The organism is Pseudomonas sp. NPDC077186, from assembly GCF_044543505.1.
Taxonomy (GTDB): domain Bacteria; phylum Pseudomonadota; class Gammaproteobacteria; order Pseudomonadales; family Pseudomonadaceae; genus Aquipseudomonas.
Genome location: NZ_JBITWE010000010.1, coordinates 1 through 19,837, shown reverse-complemented (window position 1 = coordinate 19,837; position 19,837 = coordinate 1). Strand labels below are relative to the sequence as shown.

The 19,837-nt window shown below is 65.3% G+C and carries 15 protein-coding genes, 2 rRNA genes and 2 pseudogenes; 9 read left to right on the top strand and 10 right to left on the bottom strand.

Features of this window, described 5'->3' with window-relative positions:
- Positions 1–9 precede the first annotated feature (9 nt).
- Complete coding sequence (locus tag ACIGKL_RS23980; protein WP_397488852.1) at positions 10–2,394, top strand: arylsulfatase; 2,385 nt, start codon at positions 10–12, stop codon at positions 2,392–2,394.
- A gap of 86 nt (positions 2,395–2,480) precedes the next feature.
- On the top strand, positions 2,481–3,713 hold the full coding sequence (locus ACIGKL_RS23975) for an AraC family transcriptional regulator (RefSeq protein ID WP_397488851.1): 1,233 nt from the start codon (positions 2,481–2,483) through the stop codon (positions 3,711–3,713).
- Positions 3,714–3,907: 194 nt separating this feature from the next.
- Here ACIGKL_RS23975 and ACIGKL_RS23970 read toward each other — a convergent pair whose 3' ends face one another.
- Entirely contained in the window at positions 3,908–5,314 is a 1,407-nt protein-coding gene (locus ACIGKL_RS23970) for a DUF1254 domain-containing protein (RefSeq protein WP_397488850.1), read from the bottom strand.
- A 646-nt stretch (positions 5,315–5,960) separates the two neighbouring features.
- Here ACIGKL_RS23970 and ACIGKL_RS23965 point away from each other — a divergent pair.
- Entirely contained in the window at positions 5,961–7,547 is a 1,587-nt protein-coding gene (locus ACIGKL_RS23965) for an ABC-F family ATPase (protein ID WP_397488849.1), read from the top strand.
- 52 nt (positions 7,548–7,599) lie between these two features.
- Here ACIGKL_RS23965 and ACIGKL_RS23960 read toward each other — a convergent pair whose 3' ends face one another.
- From ACIGKL_RS23960 to ACIGKL_RS23950, 3 genes and pseudogenes are all read right to left on the bottom strand, one after another.
- Entirely contained in the window at positions 7,600–8,694 is a 1,095-nt protein-coding gene (locus tag ACIGKL_RS23960; protein ID WP_397488884.1) for a methyl-accepting chemotaxis protein, read from the bottom strand.
- A 63-nt stretch (positions 8,695–8,757) separates the two neighbouring features.
- Positions 8,758–9,279, bottom strand: a pseudogene (locus tag ACIGKL_RS23955) (cache domain-containing protein); the annotation flags it as partial.
- 119 nt (positions 9,280–9,398) lie between these two features.
- Positions 9,399–10,718: a Na+/H+ antiporter family protein gene (locus tag ACIGKL_RS23950; RefSeq protein ID WP_397488848.1), complete on the bottom strand. Its 1,320-nt coding sequence runs from the start codon at positions 10,716–10,718 to the stop codon at positions 9,399–9,401.
- Positions 10,719–10,925: 207 nt separating this feature from the next.
- On the opposite strand from ACIGKL_RS23950, the pseudogene ACIGKL_RS23945 reads away from it, so the two are divergent.
- From ACIGKL_RS23945 to ACIGKL_RS23935, 3 genes and pseudogenes are all read left to right on the top strand, one after another.
- A pseudogene (locus ACIGKL_RS23945) lies at positions 10,926–12,164 on the top strand (cache domain-containing protein); the annotation flags it as partial.
- Positions 12,165–12,314: 150 nt separating this feature from the next.
- Positions 12,315–13,070 carry a methyl-accepting chemotaxis protein gene (locus tag ACIGKL_RS23940; RefSeq protein ID WP_397488883.1) on the top strand — a complete coding sequence of 252 codons (756 nt, stop codon included), beginning with the start codon at positions 12,315–12,317 and terminating at the stop codon, positions 13,068–13,070.
- Between the two features lie 174 nt (positions 13,071–13,244).
- Positions 13,245–13,841 (top strand): NADPH-dependent FMN reductase, encoded by a 597-nt coding sequence (locus ACIGKL_RS23935; RefSeq protein WP_397488847.1) that lies wholly within the window; start codon positions 13,245–13,247, stop codon positions 13,839–13,841.
- A 207-nt stretch (positions 13,842–14,048) separates the two neighbouring features.
- On the opposite strand, the gene ACIGKL_RS23930 is transcribed toward ACIGKL_RS23935, so the two are convergent.
- Genes ACIGKL_RS23930 through ACIGKL_RS23915 form a run of 4 tightly spaced genes read right to left on the bottom strand, consistent with a single transcriptional unit; the run spans position 14,049 to position 16,649 of the window.
- Positions 14,049–15,362: a sensor histidine kinase gene (locus ACIGKL_RS23930; RefSeq protein WP_397488846.1), complete on the bottom strand. Its 1,314-nt coding sequence runs from the start codon at positions 15,360–15,362 to the stop codon at positions 14,049–14,051.
- Positions 15,359–16,027 (bottom strand): response regulator transcription factor, encoded by a 669-nt coding sequence (locus ACIGKL_RS23925; RefSeq protein ID WP_397488845.1) that lies wholly within the window; start codon positions 16,025–16,027, stop codon positions 15,359–15,361. The genes ACIGKL_RS23930 and ACIGKL_RS23925 overlap by 4 nt, the downstream gene beginning before the upstream one ends.
- Positions 16,027–16,341, bottom strand: a complete 315-nt coding sequence (locus ACIGKL_RS23920) for a PepSY domain-containing protein (RefSeq protein WP_122110239.1) — start codon at positions 16,339–16,341, stop codon at positions 16,027–16,029. Before ACIGKL_RS23920 ends, ACIGKL_RS23925 begins: the two co-directional genes overlap by 1 nt.
- Positions 16,341–16,649, bottom strand: a complete 309-nt coding sequence (locus ACIGKL_RS23915) for a PepSY domain-containing protein (RefSeq protein WP_397488844.1) — start codon at positions 16,647–16,649, stop codon at positions 16,341–16,343. Before ACIGKL_RS23915 ends, ACIGKL_RS23920 begins: the two co-directional genes overlap by 1 nt.
- 150 nt (positions 16,650–16,799) lie before the next feature.
- Between ACIGKL_RS23915 and ACIGKL_RS23910 the strand changes: the two genes are divergently transcribed.
- Genes ACIGKL_RS23910 through queD form a run of 3 tightly spaced genes read left to right on the top strand, consistent with a single transcriptional unit; the run spans position 16,800 to position 19,177 of the window.
- Entirely contained in the window at positions 16,800–17,879 is a 1,080-nt protein-coding gene (locus ACIGKL_RS23910; RefSeq protein ID WP_397488843.1) for a patatin-like phospholipase family protein, read from the top strand.
- A gap of 50 nt (positions 17,880–17,929) precedes the next feature.
- Positions 17,930–18,766 (top strand): hypothetical protein, encoded by an 837-nt coding sequence (locus tag ACIGKL_RS23905; protein ID WP_397488842.1) that lies wholly within the window; start codon positions 17,930–17,932, stop codon positions 18,764–18,766.
- Positions 18,767–18,820: 54 nt separating this feature from the next.
- Positions 18,821–19,177, top strand: coding sequence for a 6-carboxytetrahydropterin synthase QueD (queD, locus tag ACIGKL_RS23900; RefSeq protein ID WP_021444059.1), 357 nt, complete (start codon positions 18,821–18,823; stop codon positions 19,175–19,177).
- 183 nt (positions 19,178–19,360) lie between these two features.
- On the opposite strand, the gene rrf is transcribed toward queD, so the two are convergent.
- Positions 19,361–19,476 (bottom strand): 5S ribosomal RNA (gene rrf, locus ACIGKL_RS23895).
- A 169-nt stretch (positions 19,477–19,645) separates the two neighbouring features.
- A 23S ribosomal RNA gene (locus tag ACIGKL_RS23890) occupies positions 19,646–19,837 on the bottom strand; the annotation flags it as partial.

Here is a 19,837-nt window from a genome sequence, read left to right as displayed (position 1 = left end):
AGAGTCACCATGAAAAGCTCCACGTTTTGCTTCAAGTGCAGCCTCATGGCATTGGCGGTGAGCACCGCCATGACCATGAGCGTCCCGGTCCACGCTCAGGACTCGCTGCCCTTTCCTCCCACGCCCTCGGGGAGCAAGGCCGGCCCGACCATCGCCACCTCGACCTACAGCCCGCTGCCGAAACAGTCGCACATCCCCGCTAACGCCCCCAACATCGTCGTGGTCATGCTGGACGACGTGGGGCCGGCTCTGCCGCACACCTTTGGCGGCGTGATCCAGACACCCACGCTGGATCGTCTGGCCAAGGAAGGGGTTTCCTACAACCGCTTCCATAACGCAGCCATGTGCTCACCCACTCGAGCGGCTCTGCTCACGGGGCGCAACCATCACCGCGTAGGCTATGGCCAGATCGCCGAACTGGCCAACGACTGGGATGGCTATACCGGCCGCATTCCCCGCACCTCGGCCACTGTGGCCAAGGTACTGGGCTACTACGGCTACGCGACCGCAGCCTTCGGCAAATGGCACAACACCCCGGCCAACGAGACCACGGCGGTAGGCCCCTACACCGACTGGCCGGCTGGCGAGGGGGTGGGTTTCGATTACTTCTACGGTTTCCTCGCCGGCGAGTCGTCGCAATGGGAGCCCGCCGTCGTCGAGAACACCGTTCGCCTCGACCCGTCCCGCGGTAAGGAGGGTTATCATTTCACCGAGGACATGACCGACAAGGCCGTATCCTGGATCAAGCAGGTGCGCGCGCTCACACCGGACCGCCCCTTCTTCGTCTATTGGGCGCCGGGGGCCTCACACGGGCCACACCACATCTTCAAGGAGTGGGCCGACAAGTACAAAGGCCGCTTCGACGGTGGCTGGGATGCCATGCGCGAGGCCATCTACGCCCGGCAGAAGCAGCTCGGCTGGATTCCCCAGGACACCGAGTTGACGCCCCGTCCCGACTCCCTCGCCGCCTGGAAAGATATCCCGGACGACGAAAAGCCGTTCCAACGCCGCCTCATGGAAGTGTTCGCAGGCTACACCGAGCATGCCGACACCCAGGCCGGCCGCCTGCTGGAGACCCTCGACGAGCTCGGTATCCGCGACAACACCTTGATCTTCTACGTGTGGGGCGACAACGGCTCCAGCGCCGAGGGCCAGAACGGCACCATCAGCGAGCTGCTGGCACAGAACGGCATCGCCACCGAGATCAAGGACCATATCCGCACCATGAACGAACTCGGCGGCATGGACGTGCTGGGTTCCCCCAAAGCCGACAACATGTACCACGCGGGCTGGGCCTGGGCAGGCTCCACGCCGCATCGTTCCACCAAGCTCGTGGCCGCGCACTTCGGCGGTACCCGCACGCCGCTGGTGGTGTCCTGGCCGAAGCAGATCAAGCCCGACCAGCAGCCACGTTCGCAGTTCCACCATGTCAACGACATCGTCCCGACCATCTACGACGTGCTGGACATCCAGCCGCCCAAGCTGGTCGACGGCATCAGCCAGGACCCCATCGACGGCGTCAGCATGGCCTACTCCTTCAATGCCCCCGATGCCAAGGGCCAGAAGAATGGCCAGTATTTCGAGGTGATGGGCAGCCGCAGCTACTACAAGGATGACTGGATCGCCTCGGTGTTCGGCCCTCGCGTACCCTGGGTACCGGGGATCGATCCGGCCATCCTGAAATGGTCGCCGGATCAGGATGCCTGGGAACTCCACGACCTGAGCAAGGATTTCTCGCAAGCCAACAACGTGGCCAAAGACCATCCGCAAAAGGTTGAAGAACTGAAAAAGGCCTTCTCCGCCGACGCAGAAGCCAACAAGGTCTATCCCGTTGGCGGTGGCCTGTGGTCTGTGGTGTTCCACCCGGAGGATGCGCCGCACAACCCCGCGACGGAGTTTCACTACACCCAGGAAGTGTTCGGCGTTCCAGAATTCACCGCTCCCAAAGTAGGGGCGAGAAGCAACCTGGTCACCATCGAGACCGAACTGAGCGCGGACTCCCAAGGCGTACTGTATGCCCTGGGCGCCTTCTCCGGCGGGCTCGCACTGTGGGTCGACAAGGGCAAGCTGTCCTACGAGTACAACCTGTTCGAAGTGGAAAGGACGCTACTGGAGTCCTCCAGCCCTCTTCCCACCGGCAAGGTCAAGATCGAGGTGGAAACACGGAAGATCGACGACAAGCATTCAGGCCCGCTCTCCGTGGCCATCCGCATAGATGGCAAGGAAGTGATCAAGGGTCAGGTGCCTCGCTCGGCGCCGCTGACCTTTACCGCCAACGATGCCTTCGATGTAGGCCAGGACAGCTACTCTCCTGTGTCACTCGCCTATTTCGATCGCAAGCCCTTCAAGTTCAACGGCGAAATTTCCAGCTTGAAAGTCGCGTACTTGAAATGACACTCGAACGGACTCGGACCTCCCTCGAATAGCCCGAGACGGTACAGCAGTCTGCACGCTGCCGTACCGCTCTCTAACAAGCCTATATGGACGCTCCCACAAGTAGCGAGCAAAGCTTTGCCTTTGCACCTGTCGTTAGCGCGGTTGCATTTGTATATCCGGCGGCATCGCGCCAATGTACCGTCAAGGCAGTGGAGCTGCTTGCGGTGCAACGTCTATCCTTCGACGAGGTTCCGCATCCGCGGCACAGGAAAACCGACTTGCAACACTCGCCCCCCCTCATCGCCAATTATCCCAGGGTCCCTCTACTCGCCAAGAACCCTGGAGAACTGCGTACAGGCCCCGCGCATGCGCTACCGCAAATCATCGCCCAGTTAGGCGGAAGCCCGCGGCAAGTCTTCAGAAACGCAAGGCTGGATCTGGATCAGTTCATCAACGATGGCGAGCATTGCCTCGATTACCAGGACATTGCACGGCTTTTCAACACGGCCGCTCAACATACCCATTGCGGCCACATCGGGCTGCTAGTGGGCAGACGCTTCATACTCGAAGACCTGGGGCCGGTAGGCCAGCTCATGCGCTTCGCCGAGACCGTTCACGAAGCACTGCATGACCTAACGGCGCACACCCAGCTGCATGATCGGGGAGGCACCCCTCTGCTGCTCCCCCTGTCAGGTCAATTCAGTCTGCTCGGCTATGTGATTCACCGTCACGACCTGACCAATCCTGCCCGCGTCATAGACTGCGTGATCATGATAGGCCTCCAAGTACTTCGGGAACTCCTTGGCCCTGGCTGGGCCCCTATTCGGGTGCAGTTGGCCTACCGCCAACCCACCAATGCCGCCTACCATGAGCAAGCCTTCCGCTGCCCGGTCCAGTTCGATGCACCCGTTTCAGGGTTAGTCATCAACAATCAACACCTGCATCGAAGACAAGCCTCGGCTGCGCCGCACATGCACCAGTTACTGCAGCGAGCCATAACGTCGACCACCGCCAGCCTGACGATCTCCGAGCAGGTCCGGCGGCTGCTCTATCCCTTGCTGTTCGAAGGGAAAGCGCGCACCGGGGATATAGCCACTCAAGTCGCACTGCATGAGCGCACGCTACGACGCCGCCTGGAAGTCGAAGGCACCCATTTGCAGCAGCTGATCTCCGAGTCCAGACGGAATCTGGCTCTGCAACTACTCAGGCATACGATCCTGCCCATATCCGCCATTGCCCAAACCTTGCAGTATCGGGACCCGAACGCATTCTCTCGTGCGTTCAGGGCCTGGATGGGCACATCGCCACAGAGCTGGAGAAACAGCGACAGGAAATGAGGGCGTGGATGGGGTGTCACCGCCTCAAACTTGGGGCAGCAGCACCCTGCCAGCATGACTTACGAAACACCCCCAGCTCAAACTCGCATCTTTAAATGATTTGCAGGCTGAATGGATTCCGCATCGCCGAAGCAACTGACCTCAAGGCATGCGCACGCCTCGTGCGGCAAATATCGACCGCTCACGGCAGATCATCAGTCGACTCGCATGACCTGCGGAGGGCTCCAACTTCCGTCAAGAATCGAAGGCGTCCCTGCTTTCGGCCAGTACATGCGCAGCATCGGCAGGAAGTCCCCCTTAGGCGCCGGTAGCCAGTTGGCCTCCTTGTCCTTGCCGGGCGACTCGTGCTGGAAGTACAGGGTCAGCGAGCCGTCGGCGTTGTACTGCAAATCGTCGCGCGGGCTGACGGTGAACTTGTTCAGCGCGTTGGGCACGAACCACCAGCCCTTGTCGACCTGGTACATGGTGATCGACCAGAAGCCGTTGACCGGCGGCGTCTGCCCCTTGGCGAAGGTCAGGCTGTAGCGGTTGGCACCGTTGAGCGTCTGGCCCTCGCTGTCGACCGTGGTGTAGGGGTAGACGGCGTCCTGCTCGACGTTCGCCGGCCAGCCGAAGGCGGCGACCACCGCGCGCTTCATGTAGTGCGTGCCGTAGACGCCGAGCCCCTTGGTGTAGGTCCAGCCGTCGACCTTGCTGCCCAGGGAGTGTTGATTGGCGCCGATCTCCTTCAGCGCTTCCGCCGGCAGGTTCGCCAGGGCCTTCTGCAGTGCCGGGTCCAGCTTGTCCATCGCGAAGCGCTTGCAGGGCTCGATGCCCAGCTTGGCCATGCGCGCCAGGATAGGGCCGTCCTCGGCGGCCGGTGGCGCCTCCTCGCACATCAGCGCGGCGAGCTTGTTGAAGTAGGTCTCGGTGCTCATGCCGAGGATCACCTCCTGCGGCTTGGCGGTCATGCTGAAGCCCGGGTTCGGGTCGACCACCGGCGTCTTGGGCTCATAGGGCTTACCCCAGGCCGACAGCGGGGTGAGCTTGAGCTGCGCCTGCAGGGCGTTGACCGCCTGGTAGTCCTGCTCGCTGCCATCGGCGTAGGTGCGCCCGAGGATCAGCATCTTGCGGCTGGGCGACTCGATGTGCAGCATGCCCTCGGGCACCTCGCCCTTCCAGCCGGGACCGGTGAGCAGATAGTGGGTCGCGGCGCCGCTGTCGGTGCGGGCGCCGGGCGAATGGAAGATGCCCATCCACAGGCTGTACATCGGCATCAGGTAGTAGCGCTTGCCCATGTCGGGCTGGCTGAACACCTGCGGCTCACTCAGGTCCGCCCAGGCGACCGAGTAGAGCGTATCGGCGTTGGGCGCCGACACGCCGCGGTACTCGGCCGGCGGGTAGCGCCTGACATTGATGAACTGCCCCATGGGCGCATGCTCGTTGTCCACCTCGGTCACGTTGGTCATCTGCACGCGGGTGACTTCCGTGGTGATCAGCGAGTAACCGTAGACGTAGGCCTCCTTGGCGATCTGTGCCAGTTGCTGCGTATCGGCAGCCGATGCAGGGGCTGCCAGCCCCAGACCGATGGCGGCCAGCAAGGCCGTTGGCGCGACTCTCATATGCGTTCTCCAGTGTGGGTGTGCGCTCGGCAAGTGGTAAGAACGGCTGCCACTGGGCGCCACCCCATCGCATAGCCGCCATAGGCATCGGCGACATAGGCGGCTCGGCCTCGAACTCGAGATGGCCGTGCCCCCAAGCGCCGTGGCTGATCTGCGTGCCGGGCAGCCAGCCAAACCTAATCCTAGGCTGGCGAGCGCACCCTATCCCCCCCCACAGCGGGTGGGACGACGTCACAGAACTCACAATAGGCAGCGGGTACATGATTCGGCACTGGATGCCGACCAGACGCGAACGCCCTTTCGTCTTCCCGTGGCGCAAGCGCGGGCTGTGGATCATGCCGCCAAGTGGTACCATTGCGCGCTTTCACGCCGCGCTGGCTGCCCAGGGCATCCCCAAGCGCCGGCGATACGACGCCCGACAGACCACGCCAACACATGCCTGACGACAGGCCGGCCCCCATGGCTTCAGCGCAAGCCGGCCCGGGGCAGCGCGTGTGGATGTTGCCCTCGACCCATACCCAGCGGCTGAACTCGGCCTTCGACAGGAACGAGTTCGCCCAGCTGCCTGCCACAATCGACGTCGCAGGCACGGGGTGCAGGAACCGGGAAAGGCGATTAACCACCGCAGCCCCCGCAGGACAAGCAATTGATCTCCACCGCTAATATCACCATGCAGTTCGGCGCCAAGCCGCTGTTCGAGAACGTTTCCGTCAAGTTCGGCAACGGCAACCGCTACGGCCTGATCGGCGCCAACGGCTGCGGCAAGTCGACCTTCATGAAGATCCTCGGCGGCGATCTGGAGCCGTCCGCCGGCCAGGTGATGCTCGAACCCAACGTGCGCCTGGGCAAGCTGCGCCAGGACCAGTTCGCCTACGAAGAATTCAACGTGATCGACACGGTGATCATGGGCCACGAGGAGCTGTGGAAGGTCAAGGCCGAGCGCGACCGTATCTACTCGCTGGCGGAAATGAGCGAAGAAGACGGCATGAAGGTCGGCGAGTTGGAGGGCGAGTTCGCCGAGATGGACGGCTACACCGCCGAATCCCGCGCCGGCGAACTGCTGCTGGGCCTGGGCATTCCGCTGGAGCAGCACTTCGGCCCGATGAGCGAAGTGGCGCCGGGCTGGAAACTGCGCGTGCTGCTGGCCCAGGCGCTGTTCTCCGATCCGGACGTGCTGCTGCTCGACGAGCCGACCAACCACCTGGATATCAACACCATCCGCTGGCTGGAAAACATCCTCACGGCGCGTAACAGCACCATGATCATCATTTCCCACGACCGTCACTTCCTCAACTCGGTCTGCACCCATATGGCCGACCTGGATTACGGCGAACTGCGCCTGTTCCCCGGCAACTACGACGAGTACATGACCGCCGCGACCCAGTCGCGCGAGCAGCTGTTGGCCGACAACGCCAAGAAGAAGGCACAGATCGCCGAACTGCAGACCTTCGTCAGCCGCTTCTCGGCCAACGCTTCCAAGGCCAAGCAGGCCACCAGCCGCGCCAAGCAGATCGACAAGATCCAGCTGGCCGAGGTCAAGCCGTCCAGCCGGGTCAGCCCGTTCATCCGTTTCGATCAGACCAAGAAGCTGCACCGCCAGGCGGTGACCGTCGAGAAGCTGTCCAAGGCCTTCGACGACAAGGTGCTGTTCAAGAACTTCAGCTTCACCGTCGAAGCCGGCGAGCGCGTGGCCATCATCGGCCCCAACGGCATCGGCAAGACCACCCTGCTGCGCACCCTGGTCGGCGAGATGGCGCCGGATGCCGGCGCGGTGAAGTGGACCGAGAGCGCCGACGTCGGCTACTACGCCCAGGATCACGCCCACGACTTCGAGGACGACGTCAGCCTGTTCGACTGGATGGGCCAGTGGACCACCGGCGAGCAGACCATCCGCGGCACCCTGGGGCGCATGCTGTTCTCCAACGACGAGATCCTCAAATCGGTCAAGGTCATCTCCGGCGGCGAGCAGGGCCGCATGCTGTTCGGCAAGCTGATCCTGCAAAAGCCCAACGTGCTGGTAATGGACGAGCCGACCAACCACCTCGACATGGAATCCATCGAGGCGCTCAACCTCGCGCTGGAGAACTACCCGGGCACGCTGATCTTCGTCAGCCACGACCGCGAGTTCGTCGGCTCCCTGGCCACCCGCATCATCGAACTGAGCGACAACGGCGTGACCGACTTCAGCGGCACCTACGACGATTACCTGCGCAGCCAGGGCGTGATCGTCTGAACCCCAGCCGCAGCTGAACCCGGCCCGCGCATCGCTCGATGCGCGGGGCGCCTCAGATCCGGAACTGCCGCACCAGTGCGCCCAGACGCTCGCCGAGGCCGGCCAGGCTGCGAGCGGTCTGCGCGCCCTGCTGGGTCTCGTCGGCGACGCTGTCCACCGCCACGGCGATCTGGTGCACGCTGCGGTTGATCTCCTCGGCCACCGCGGTCTGCTCCTCGGCGGCGCTGGCGATCTGCGCGTTCATCGCGTTGATGGTGGCGATCAACTGGGCGATGGCATCCAGCGAGGCGCCGGCCTTGTTGGCCTGCTCGCTGGTGACTTCGCCGGCGTCGCTGGAGCGGCGCATGGCGGTCACCGAATCCTGGGTGCCCTGCTGCAGGCGGTCGATCATGCCCTGGATTTCCTGGGTGCTCTGCTGGGTGCGACTGGCCAGCGCGCGCACCTCGTCGGCGACCACGGCGAAACCGCGCCCGGCCTCGCCGGCACGGGCCGCCTCGATGGCCGCGTTGAGCGCCAGCAGGTTGGTCTGCTCGGCGATGGAGCGGATCACGTCGAGCACGCTGACGATGGACTGCACGTCCTGCTGCAGGCTGTCGAGCGACACGCCGCTGCTGCGGATGTCCTCGACCAGGGCGTGGATGCGCTGGATGCTGCCGTCCACCACGCGCTTCGCCGCCTGGCCCTCGTGGTCGGTCTGCTGCGCCGCCTCGGCGGCGTTCTGCGCACTCTTGGCTACCTCGTGGGCGGCCGCCGACATTTCGTTGATCGCCGTGGCCACCTGATCGGTCTCGTGACGCTGCTGTTCCATGGCCTGTTCGGAACGCTGCGCCTGGGCCGAGACCTGGCCGACCAGTTCGGTGAGCTGGCCGGTCATCTCGACGATCTGCCGCACCAGGCCGTGGACTTTCTCGACGAAGCGGTTGAACGAGCCCGCCAGCTGGCCCAGCTCGTCCTCGCTGGTGATCGGCAGGCGGCGGGTCAGGTCGCCCTCGCCCGCGGCGATGTCGTCGAGGTTGGCCTTGATCTGCTGCAGCGGGCGCAGGAAGGCGTTACCCAGCCACACCCCGACCACGCCGAACACCAGCAGCACCGCCGCCACCACCAGGATGCTGGTGATGATGGTGCCGATGCGCCGCTCTATCTCCACCTCGACCTCGGCAATCTGCGTCTCGACGCCGTCGAGATTGAGCGCGGTGCCCAGGGCCATGTCCCACTTCGGCAGGTAATAGCTGTAGGCCAGCTTGGGCACCAGCACCGTCTCGTTGCCCGGCAGCGGCGAGGAGTAGTTGACGAAGTAGCTGTTGTTCTTCGCCACGTTGACCAGTTCGCGGTTGATATACACGCCGTTGGGATCGCGCCGGTCGGCCAGGCTCTTGCCGACGTCCACCGGGCTGTCGCCGCGGAACAGGCGCACCACGTTGGAGTCGTGGCCGAAGAAGTAGCCGTCGGCGCCGAACTTGATCTTCGAGAGGATGGCGATGGCCTGCTCGCGGCTGGCCATATCGCCCTGGCTGGCGCCGTCGTAGAGGTGCTGCACCGCCCCCTGGGCGATCTGGATGTAATGCTGCAGTTCGCTGCGCTTTTCCTGCAGCAGGCGCTCGCGGGTCTCGGCTACCTCGTCCGCTGCCAGGTTTTGCAGCACCCGGGCAGCGGTGCCGCTGAGCACCAGGGCGAACAGGATCACCGGAATCAGGGCCAGCAGTATCACCTTGGTTTTCAATGTCAGGCGCATTGTTATTGTCCTCGAGGGCCGGGCTGAACGAAAACGGGGCTACCGATGTATCGGCAGCCCCGTGCAGGAGTTAAGCGACCCGTGACGCCGAACACTTAAGCCGGCGCGCACTCAAACCGTCACAGCAGCATGGCGGCGGCCCAACCGAACGCCAGCAGCGGCAGGTTGTAATGCAGGAAGGTGGGTACCACGCTGTCCCAGATATGGTTGTGCTGGCCGTCGACGTTGAGCCCGGCGGTCGGCCCGAGGGTCGAGTCGGAGGCCGGCGAGCCGGCATCGCCGAGAGCGCCGGCGGTGCCGACGATGCAGACGATGGCCAGCGGGCTGAAGCCCAGCTGCACGCCCAGCGGCACGAAGATCGCCGCGATGATCGGGATGGTGGAGAAGGACGAGCCGATGCCCATGGTCACCAGCAGGCCGACCAGCAGCATCAGCAGCGCGCCGATCGCCTTGTCGTGGCCGATCAGCGCGGCGGCGCCATCGACCAGGGTCTTGACCTCGCCGGTGGCCTTCATCACCTCGGCGAAACCGGCGGCGGCGATCATGATGAAGCCGATCATCGCCATCATCTTCATGCCCTCGGTGAACAGCCCGTCGGCCTCCTTCCAGCGCACCACGCCGGACACCGAGAAGATCACGAAGCCGGCCAGGGCGCCGATGATCATCGAGTCCAGCCACAGCTGCACGACGAACGCCGCGGCGATGGCCACGCCGGCCACCAGCAGGCTCAGCGGGTTGTACTGCACGTCGACGCGCTCGGCCTGCTCGATCTTCGCCAGGTCGTAGACGCGCTTGCCGCGGTAGCTGAACAGCACCGCCACGAGCAGGCCGAAGAGCATGCCCAGCGCCGGAATGGCCATGGCCTGGGTGATGTTCACGCCGCTGACGTCCACCCCGGACTTGGCCACGTTGGCCAGCAGGATGTCGTTGAGGAAGATGCCGCCGAAGCCCACCGGCAGGAACATGTAGGGGGTGATCAGGCCGAAGGTCAGCACGCAGGCGATCAGCCGGCGATCCAGCTGCAGCTTGCTCAGCACGTAGAGCAGCGGCGGCACCAGCAGCGGGATGAAGGCGATATGGATCGGCAGGATGTTCTGCGAGGAAATCGCCACCGCCAGCAGCAGGGCGATCAGCAGCCACTTGAGCAGGCCGCCGCCGGCCGCGTCCTGCTGGCCGACCAACGCCAACGCCTTGTCCGCCAGGGCATGGGCCAGGCCGGACTTGGCGATGGCCACGGCGAAGGCGCCGAGCAGCGCATAGGACAGCGCCACCGTGGCGCCGCCGCCGAGGCCCTGGTTGAAGGCGCTCAGCGTGCCCTCCACGCCCAGGCCGCCGAGCAGGCCGCCGGCCAGCGCGCCGACGATCAGCGCCACCACCACGTGCACCCGGCACAGGCTGAGGATCAGCATGATGCCGACCGCCGCTATTACTGCGTTCATAAACCGCTCCACCTACAGAAATGCCGGCGCGGGCGCCGGGCCGAAAAAAGCCGCGTACTCTGCCGCATGCGGCCAAGGCTGTCAAAAATGCAAACGTTCAGAATTTCGAGCAAAACGTGCATAATCCCGATCCCGCACGCGCGCCGATCAAGAAAGCCGCCGGCGTACCGATAACCAGCTTTAGTCCATCGAAGAAAGGAACGCACCATGCTGTTCAGCCGTCTTTCGATCCAGTGGAAGATCACCCTGCTCGCCGGCCTCTGCCTGCTCGCCATCGTCACCCTGCTGGTGGGCGCCTCGCAGTACCAGTCCAGCCGCAGCGCCGGCCTGGTGCGCGAGGCCTCGTACGGCATGCTGGAGGAAAGCGCCAAGCTGCGCCTGCAGGCGCGCGGCGAACTGCAGGCGATCCGCATCCAGCGCTACTTCATGGACGCCTATCAGTACGGCAAGGGCTTCTCGCGACAGATCCTGTTCCTCCGTGAGCAGGCGGAACAGCGCTTTCTCGATGCCTTCGACCTGCGCGAGGACCTGACCCGCCAGGTGCGCACCAGCCTGGAGGCCAACCCCGCGCTGCTCGGCCTGTACCTGGTGTTCGAGCCCAACGCGCTGGACGGCAAGGACGAACTGTTCGCCGACCAGGCCGAACTGGGCAGCAACGACGCCGGGCGCTTCTCGCTGTACTGGGCGCAGCCCACCCCAGGCGCGCTCGAGTCCGAGTCGATGACCGAGGAGCTGCTCGGCGACACCACGCCCGGCGCCAACGGCGTGCCCTACAACGCCTGGTACACCTGCCCGCGCGACACTCGCCAGGCCTGCGTGCTGGAGCCCTATTACGACGAGGTCGGCGGCCAGCAGACGCTGATGACCAGCATCGCCTTCCCGCTGGAGCTGGACGGCAAGGTGATCGGCGTGATGGGCGTCGACATCAGCCTGGCCAGCCTGCAGCAGATCAGCCAGGAGGCCAATCGCGAGCTCTACGACGGCCAGGGCCATATCAGCATCTTCAGCCCCGCGGCCCTGCTCGCCGGCCACAGCCGCGACGGCGCGCTGCTCAGCCAGGCGGTGGACAAGGCCTACGCCGAGCATGCCGGCGAGCTGCGCGGACTGATCCAGGCCGGCCGCGCCGCGGAGCTGGACCACGGCGAGATGTTGCGGGTGCTCAGCCCGTTCCAGCCGATCCCCGAGGCGCAACCCTGGAGCGTGCTGGTGGAGGTGCCGGAGCAGGTGCTGCTGGAGCGTGCCATCGAGCTCGGTGAGCAGCTCGACCAACGCCGCGCCGGCGACAGCCTGGCGGCGCTGCTGCTCGGCCTGCTGGCGGTGCTCGCCGGCCTGCTGCTGATGTGGCTGACCGCCCGCGGCGTGACCCGGCCGATCCTCGGCGTGGCCGCCATGCTCAAGGACATCGCCAGCGGCGAAGGCGACCTCACCCGCCGCCTGCAATATGCCAAGCAGGACGAACTGGGCGAGCTGGCCGGCTGGTTCAACCGCTTCCTCGACAAGCTGCAGCCGATCATCGCCGACGTCAAAAGCAGCGTACTCGACGCCCGCAGCACCGCCGACCAGTCCGCCGCCATCGCCAGCCAGACCAGTGCCGGCATGCAGCAGCAATACCGCGAGGTGGATCAGGTGGCCACCGCCTTCCAGGAAATGAGCGCCACCGCCCAGGACGTCGCGCACAACGCAGCGCAAGCTGCCGAGGCCGCGCGCAACGCCGACCAGGCCAGCCGCGAGGGCCTGCAGGTGATCGACAAGACCACCAGCACCATCGAGCTGCTGGCCAACGAGATGAACCTGGCCATGCAGGAGGTCGAAGGCCTGGCCAGCAGCAGCGAGCAGATCGGCTCGGTGCTCGAGGTGATCCGTTCCATCGCCGAGCAGACCAACCTGCTGGCGCTCAACGCCGCCATCGAGGCCGCTCGCGCCGGCGAAGCCGGGCGCGGTTTCGCCGTGGTCGCCGACGAAGTGCGCAACCTGGCCAAGCGCACCCAGGACTCGGTGGAGGAAATTCGCCAGGTGATCGAGGGCCTGCAAAACGGCACCCGCGAAGTGGTCAGCAGCATGCACAGCAGCCATCGCCAGGCCCAGGGCAGTGTCGAGCAGGTGCAGCAGGCGGTGGCGGCGCTGCAGCGCATCGGCCAGGCGGTCGGCCTGATCACCGACATGAACCTGCAGATCGCCAGCGCCGCCGAGGAGCAGAGTTCGGTGGCCGAGGAAATCAACCGCAACGTCGCCTCGATCCGCGACGTCACCGAGGCCATCAGCAGCCAGGCCGCGGAATCGGCGCAGGTCAGCCAGAACCTCAATCGCCTGGCCAACCACCAGCAGGGCCTGATGGACCAGTTCCGCGTGTGACGCGAAACGGCCGTCATTCTGGCGGCCGCTCCCTTGCCGCGCAGGCGGGCAATGGCCTAGCCTGCGCGTTCTTTTGCGCCATGCCGCCGCCAATCGTGCGCACCTGCAGCGGCGGATCTATTCGCGCCGCGCGCGGTGCATCGCCTCATCCATGCTTACCAAGGGAGAAACAGCATGCTCAATATCGCCTTAGTCGCCGGCTCCAGCCGCAACAACAGCCAGTCGGGCAAGGTCGCGCGCTTTCTGCGCCAGCGCCTGATCGAACTGGAGCAGACCACGCCGGAGCGCAGCAACGTCATCGACCTGGGCCTGGCCCCGCTGCCGTTGTGGCCGGCCGAGGATACCGGTCCCTGGGATCTGTACCGGCAGCAACTGGCCGCCGCCGACGCGGTGGTGATCCTCGCCCCGGAGTGGAACGGCATGGCCTGCCCGGCGATCAAGAACTTCTTCATCTACGCCAGCAAGGCCGAACTGGCGCACAAGCCGGGGCTGCTGGTGGGCGTGTCCTCCGGCGTCGGCGGCGCCTACCCGATCAGCGAGCTGCGCGCCTCCAGCTACAAGAACTGCCGCCTGTGCTACCTGCCGGAGCACCTGATCGTGCGCCAGGTGGAGAAGCTGTTGAACGGCCCGCAGCCGGTCGATGAGGCCGACGAGCGCATCCGCGCCCGCATCGACTACGCCCTCGACGTACTGGTGCGTTACGCCCGCGCCCTGCAACCGGTACGCGAGGCCATCGGCTTCGACAACCCGGCCTTCGCCAACGGTATGTGATGGGCAGAGGTGCGCTTGCGTGGGTTAGCAGCGCTGGACGCAGCCCTTGCAGACGCTGGATCGCGTTGTGCCATACCCCATCACCATGGTCATACGCCGCAGCACCGACCGCAGCGCTTGTGGGAGGGGCTTTAGCCGCGAACTGTCGCCGCTGAAGCGCCTCCCACGGGGTCTGTGGTGGATGAAAAAAGCGTCATCCACCCGGCCCTAGCGCTTCTGCAGACTGACCGCCACCCGCAGCCCGCCCAGCGGGCTGTCCTGCAGCTCGATGCGGCCATCCCAGGCCTCGACTATGTCGCGCACTATGCCCAGGCCCAGGCCGTGCCCGGCGACCTGCTCGTCCAGGCGGGTGCCACGGCCGAGCACCGCCTCGCGGCGTTCGGCGTCGATGCCCGGGCCGTCGTCGTCGACGCACAGCAGATAGCCCGCGGCGCCCTCTTCGATCGACAGCCGTACCCGCCGCTCGGCCCATTTGCAGGCGTTGTCCAGCAGGTTGCCGAGCAGCTCCAGCAGGTCCTCGCGATCGCGCGGTAGCACCAGACCGGCGGGCGCCTGCCAATCCAGGTCGAGGCCGCGGTCGTGGATCATCGCCAGGGTAGCGAACAGCCCGGGCAGCTCCTGCGCGCAGTCGAAACGCGCCCCCGGCAGCGCCTCGCCGGCCAGGCGGGCGCGGCCGAGCTCGCGGCTCAGGCGTTGTTCGATCTGCGTGAGTTGCTCGCGCAGGCTGGCGCGCAACGCCGGGTAGGCCGCCAGTTCGTCGCGTCCGGCCAGGCTGATCAGCACCGCCAGCGGCGTCTTCAGCGCATGACCTAGGTTGCCCAGGGCGTTGCGCGAGCGTTTCAGGGTGTCTTCGGTATGCGCCAGCAGGTGGTTGATCTGCGCCACCAGCGGCTCCAGCTCCTCCGGCACCTCGGCGTCCAGTTCGCTGCGCTGGCCCTGTTGCAGTTGGGCAATCTGCCGGCGCACCTGTTCCAGCGGGCGCAGCGCGCGGCGCACGGTGTAGCGCTGGGCAACCAGGATCAGCAGCAGCGCCGCCCCGCCCATGCCCAGGCCCAGCCACTGCATGCGCCGGAAGCTCTGCAGCACCGGCTCGTAGTCCTGCCCCACGCTGATCGACAGGTCTTCGCCATAACGTCGGTAATCGGCGCGGTAGACCAGCAGGCGCTGGCCCTGCGGGCCATCGCCGAGTTCCGCCTGCATGCCCGGGCCGTGCGGCTTGAGCAGTTCGCGGTCCCACAGCGAGCGCGAGCGCCAGCTGCGGTCGGCAAAGTCGATGCGAAAGTAATGCCCGGAAAACTGCCGCTGGAACGACGGATCGAGGCGCCGCTCGTCCAGTTGCAAGCCGGCCGGACCGCGCACCAGAGCGGCGAGCAGGCCCTGCGCCTCGTCGCGCAGATCCTCCTCCAGGTAGGCGCGCAGGCCGCGGTCGAACACCCAGAGGCTGGCCTGCGCCAACATCAGCCCCACCAGCAGCAGGGCGCCGGCCAGGCCGAGGCTGAGCCGGCGCTGGATCGACCTCAAGCCTGTTCCCCGGTGAAACGGTAGCCCTGGCCGCGGCGCGTCTCGATCACGTTGCGCCCCAGCTTGCCGCGCAGGCGGTTGACGTGCACCTCGATGACGTTGGAGTCGCGCTCGGTCTCGCCGTCGTACAGGTGATCGGCCAGATGGCTCTTGGACAGGATCTGCCCCGGATGCAGCATGAAATAACGCAGCAGGCGGAACTCGGCGGCGGTCAGATCGACGGCCTCGCCGCCGACCGTGACGCACTGGCGGCTCTCGTCCAGTTGCAGGCCGGCGGCCTCCAGTTGCGGCTGGTTGGCCAGGCCATGGGCGCGACGCAGCAGCGCCTGGATACGCAGGGCCAATTCCTCAGGATGAAAAGGTTTAGTCAGGTAATCATCGGCGCCGGCCTTGAGGCCTTCGATGCGCTCGGCCCAGGAGCCGCGCGCGGTCAGCACCAGCACCGGCGTGGCCAGGCCGCCGGCGCGCCACTCCTGCAATACCTCCAGCCCCGGCTTGCCCGGCAGACCGAGGTCGAGAATGATCAGGTCGTAGGGCTCGCTGGCGCCCTGGTAGGCGGCGTCGCGGCCGTCGGCCAGCCAATCCACGGCATAGCCCTGGCGACTCAGGCTGGCCGTCAATTCGTCGGCCAGGGGCACATGATCTTCCACCAGCAACAGGCGCATCAGTCGTCTTCCTCGTCCTTCAGAATGTTGCCGTCGCGGGCATCCAGCTCCAGCTCGCGTACCACGCCCTGGGTGGTGAGGATTTCCACCTCGTAGACCAGCACGCCGTCCTCCTCCTCCAGCTCCGCCTCGAGCAGGGTGGCGCCCGGATACTGCTGTTCCAGGCGCTGCATCAGCTGCTCGAAGGGCATGATCACGCCCTCGCGGCGCAGGCGCAGGGCCTCGTCCTGATCGAGATCGCGGGCCACGCCCGGGGCGGCGGCAAGGCTGGCGGCCAGGAGCAACAAAAATGCCGTGGTGCTACGCAAGCTCATCAATCGTCCTGGTGGTTCTTGAGAATTTCGCCGGTGCTGGCATCCAGTTCCAGGTCCCACTGCACGCCTTGCGGATCGCGCAGCTCGATCTGGTAAATGTAGCGACCGTATTCGTCCTCCAGCTCGGTTTCCTCGATGCGCGAACCCGGGTGCTGGGCCAACGCGGCTTGGTTGAGCAGCTCGAAGGATTTGATGGTGCCGGCGTCGCGCAAGCGCAGCGCTTCGTCCGGGCCCAGGTCGCGAGCATGGGCAATGAGGCTGGCACTAGCAAGTGCAGTGATGGCCAGCAGGCGGGTCAACAGGTTCATGGGGCATCCTCCGGCGAGTGATTCGATGCCTGCCACTCTAGGCCCAGGCACTTAATTCAAGCTGAATTGCCGGCGTCATTCAGCCGCTGAAGTCACTTGGCCTGCGCGTCCATGGCCCTATAATCGCCAGCTTGCGTGACGGAGGCAGCGATGAGCGCGATCCATATCAAGTCCCCTGCCCTGACCCTCAGGGCAGGCCCCAGAGCCCTGGCGCGGATTCGCCAGCAGGGCCTGAGCCCGGCGGATGTCGGCATCCTGCCCGGCGCCGCGGGTGGGCCCAAGGGCCTCGGCATCCAGGGCCTGGATCTGGCGCTGTTCGGCGACTGGCTGCCGCGCGCGCCGCGCGAACGCGCGCTGATCGGCGCCTCCATCGGTTCCTGGCGTTTCGCCAGCGCCTGCCTGCCGGACGCCGCCGCCGGCATCCGGCGCCTCGGCGAGTTGTACACCGCACAGCGCTTCGCCAAGGGCGTGAGCATGGCCGAGGTGTCCGGCAGCTGCCGCCAGATGCTGCACGAACTGCTCGCCGGTCAGGACGCCGCCATCGTCGCCAACCCGCACCATCGCCTGCATATCGTGGTGGTGAAGAGCCACGGCCTGCTGCAGCACGACCACCGCGGCAAGCTGAGCCTGGGATTGTCCTCGGTGATAGGCAACAACCTGCTGGCCCGCCAGCGCCTGGCCCGCCACTTCGACCGGGTGATCCTACACGACGCCCGGCAATTGCCGCCGCTGGCGCCACTGCACGACTTCCGCTCGCACTTCCACGCCCTCAGCGCGGAGAACCTGCGCCACGCCCTGCTGGCGTCCGGTTCGATCCCCATGGTGATGGAGGCAATCCGCGAGATTCCCGGGCTTGCGCCCGGCGCCTACCGCGACGGCGGGCTGCTCGACTACCACCTCGACCTGCCCTACAGCGGCGAGGACATCGTCCTCTACCCGCACTTCACCGACCGGGTGATCCCTGGCTGGTTCGACAAGAGCATGCCCTGGCGCCGCGGCGACCGCACCCGCCTGCAGGACGTGCTGCTGCTCGCGCCCTCACGCGAGTACCTGGCGCGCCTGCCCAACGGCAAGCTGCCCGACCGCAGCGACTTCAAGCGTTATCTGGGCGACGATGCCGGCCGCGAACGCTACTGGCGTCAGGCGATGGCGGAAAGCGTGCGACTCGGCGACGAATTCCTCGAACTGGTCGACAAAGGTCGCCTGGGCGAACGCCTGCTGCCCTTGTGATGGACGCGGCCAGCACCACTGGGTAGGCTGCTGCACATCAGGGAGGATGTATGAAGCTGGCAGTCGCAATCATCCACGGCATCGGCAACCAGCCCGACAGCCGCGACCACGAGGGGCAACACCAGTTCGCCCAGGGCTTGATCCGCGGCCTGCGCCGCCAGTTGGGCGACGACGCCCGGCATGTCGCCTTTCAGACCCTGTACTGGGCCAGCGTGCTGGATAAACGCGAACACGCCTTCCTCGCCCGCATCGAGCGCGAACCCGTGCGCTGGCGCTGGTTGCGCCGTATCGTCACCCTGTTTCTCGGCGACGCTGCCGGCTACCGCAAGGTCAGCGAGGCCTACGACACCACCTATCAGGAAGTGCACCAGTGCCTGCGCAGCGGCCTCAATGCCCTGCGCGCCCAGGTCGATCCGCAGACCCCGCTGCTGGTGCTGACCCACTCCCTGGGCGGGCACATCTTCTCCAACTTCACCTGGGACCAGCAGAAGCTCAACGCCACCCCCAGCTGCCCGCACGACCCCTTTCTGGCCCTGGAAACCCTGGCCGGCATCGTCACCTTCGGCTGCAACATCCCGTTGTTCACCTTCGCTTACGACCCGGTACAGCCGATCCGCTTTCCCGGCCACTGCCTGAGCGACGCGGTACGCCAGCAGGCGCGCTGGTTGAATGTCTACGCACCGGCCGACCCGCTCGGTTACCCGCTGCGCGCCATCCCCGCCTACGCCGCCCTGGTGCATGAAGATCGCGCCCTGCCCGTCGGCCCCTGGTACAAGCGCCATACGCCACTGAGCCATATGGCCTACTGGCATGATCGGCGCTTCCACCGTTACCTGGTGCAGCAGATACGCCGACTGCTGAACGCCCAGGCGTCTGGACAGACCTGATAAACTGCGCGGCTCAGGGCCTGATCGCAGGCCATCTCACGCGAGCGCTGTACTGTGGAATTGTTCAAAGAGTTCATCTTCGAGGCGGCCCACCGCCTGCCCCATGTGCCAGAAGGCCACAAATGCGGCCGCCTGCACGGCCACTCCTTCCGCGTCGCCCTGCATATCGAGGGCGAGGTCGACCCCTATACCGGCTGGATTCGTGACTTCTCCGAGATCAAGGCGATCTTCAAACCGATCTACGAGCAACTCGACCACAACTACCTGAACGACATCCCCGGCCTGGAAAACCCCACCAGCGAAGTGCTGGCCAAGTGGATCTGGCAACAGGTCAAACCGCTGCTGCCGGAGTTGTCGCGCGTGCGCATCCACGAGACCTGCACCAGCGGCTGCGAGTACCGCGGCGATTGATGGTTGTCCATAAACACCAAAGGCCACCTCAAGGTGGCCTTTTTATTGATGCCTGTGAGGATACGTTGATGGAAGAGAAGCTTGACGATGCCCCGGCAGGCGCCGCGATGCCCTCGCCACTGTTTTTCCCGGCACAAAGAAGAAACCCCAGACCGCTGATGCGATCTGGGGTTTCGTATAGGAGCTTGACGATGACCTACTCTCACATGGTGAAGCACCACACTACCATCGGCGATGCGTCGTTTCACTACTGAGTTCGGGATGGGATCAGGTGGTTCCAACGCTCTATGGTCGTCAAGCAATTCGGTTGGGGTATCGTGGTTTAGACGCGACCCCATATTGGGTATGTGACAGTCGTTTGGCTGGCCCTTGGGCCTGTAGCTCTCGCAAATCTTCGGCTTTCTGTCGACTTCACCATCGACACCCTCTGTCTCCGGCCTATGCCTTCGCAGATTGTTTGGGTGTTATATGGTCAAGCCTCACGGGCAATTAGTACAGGTTAGCTCAACGCCTCACAGCGCTTACACACCCTGCCTATCAACGTCGTAGTCTTCGACGGCCCTTTAGGGAGCTCAAGGCTCCAGTGAGATCTCATCTTGAGGCAAGTTTCCCGCTTAGATGCTTTCAGCGGTTATCTTTTCCGAACATAGCTACCCGGCA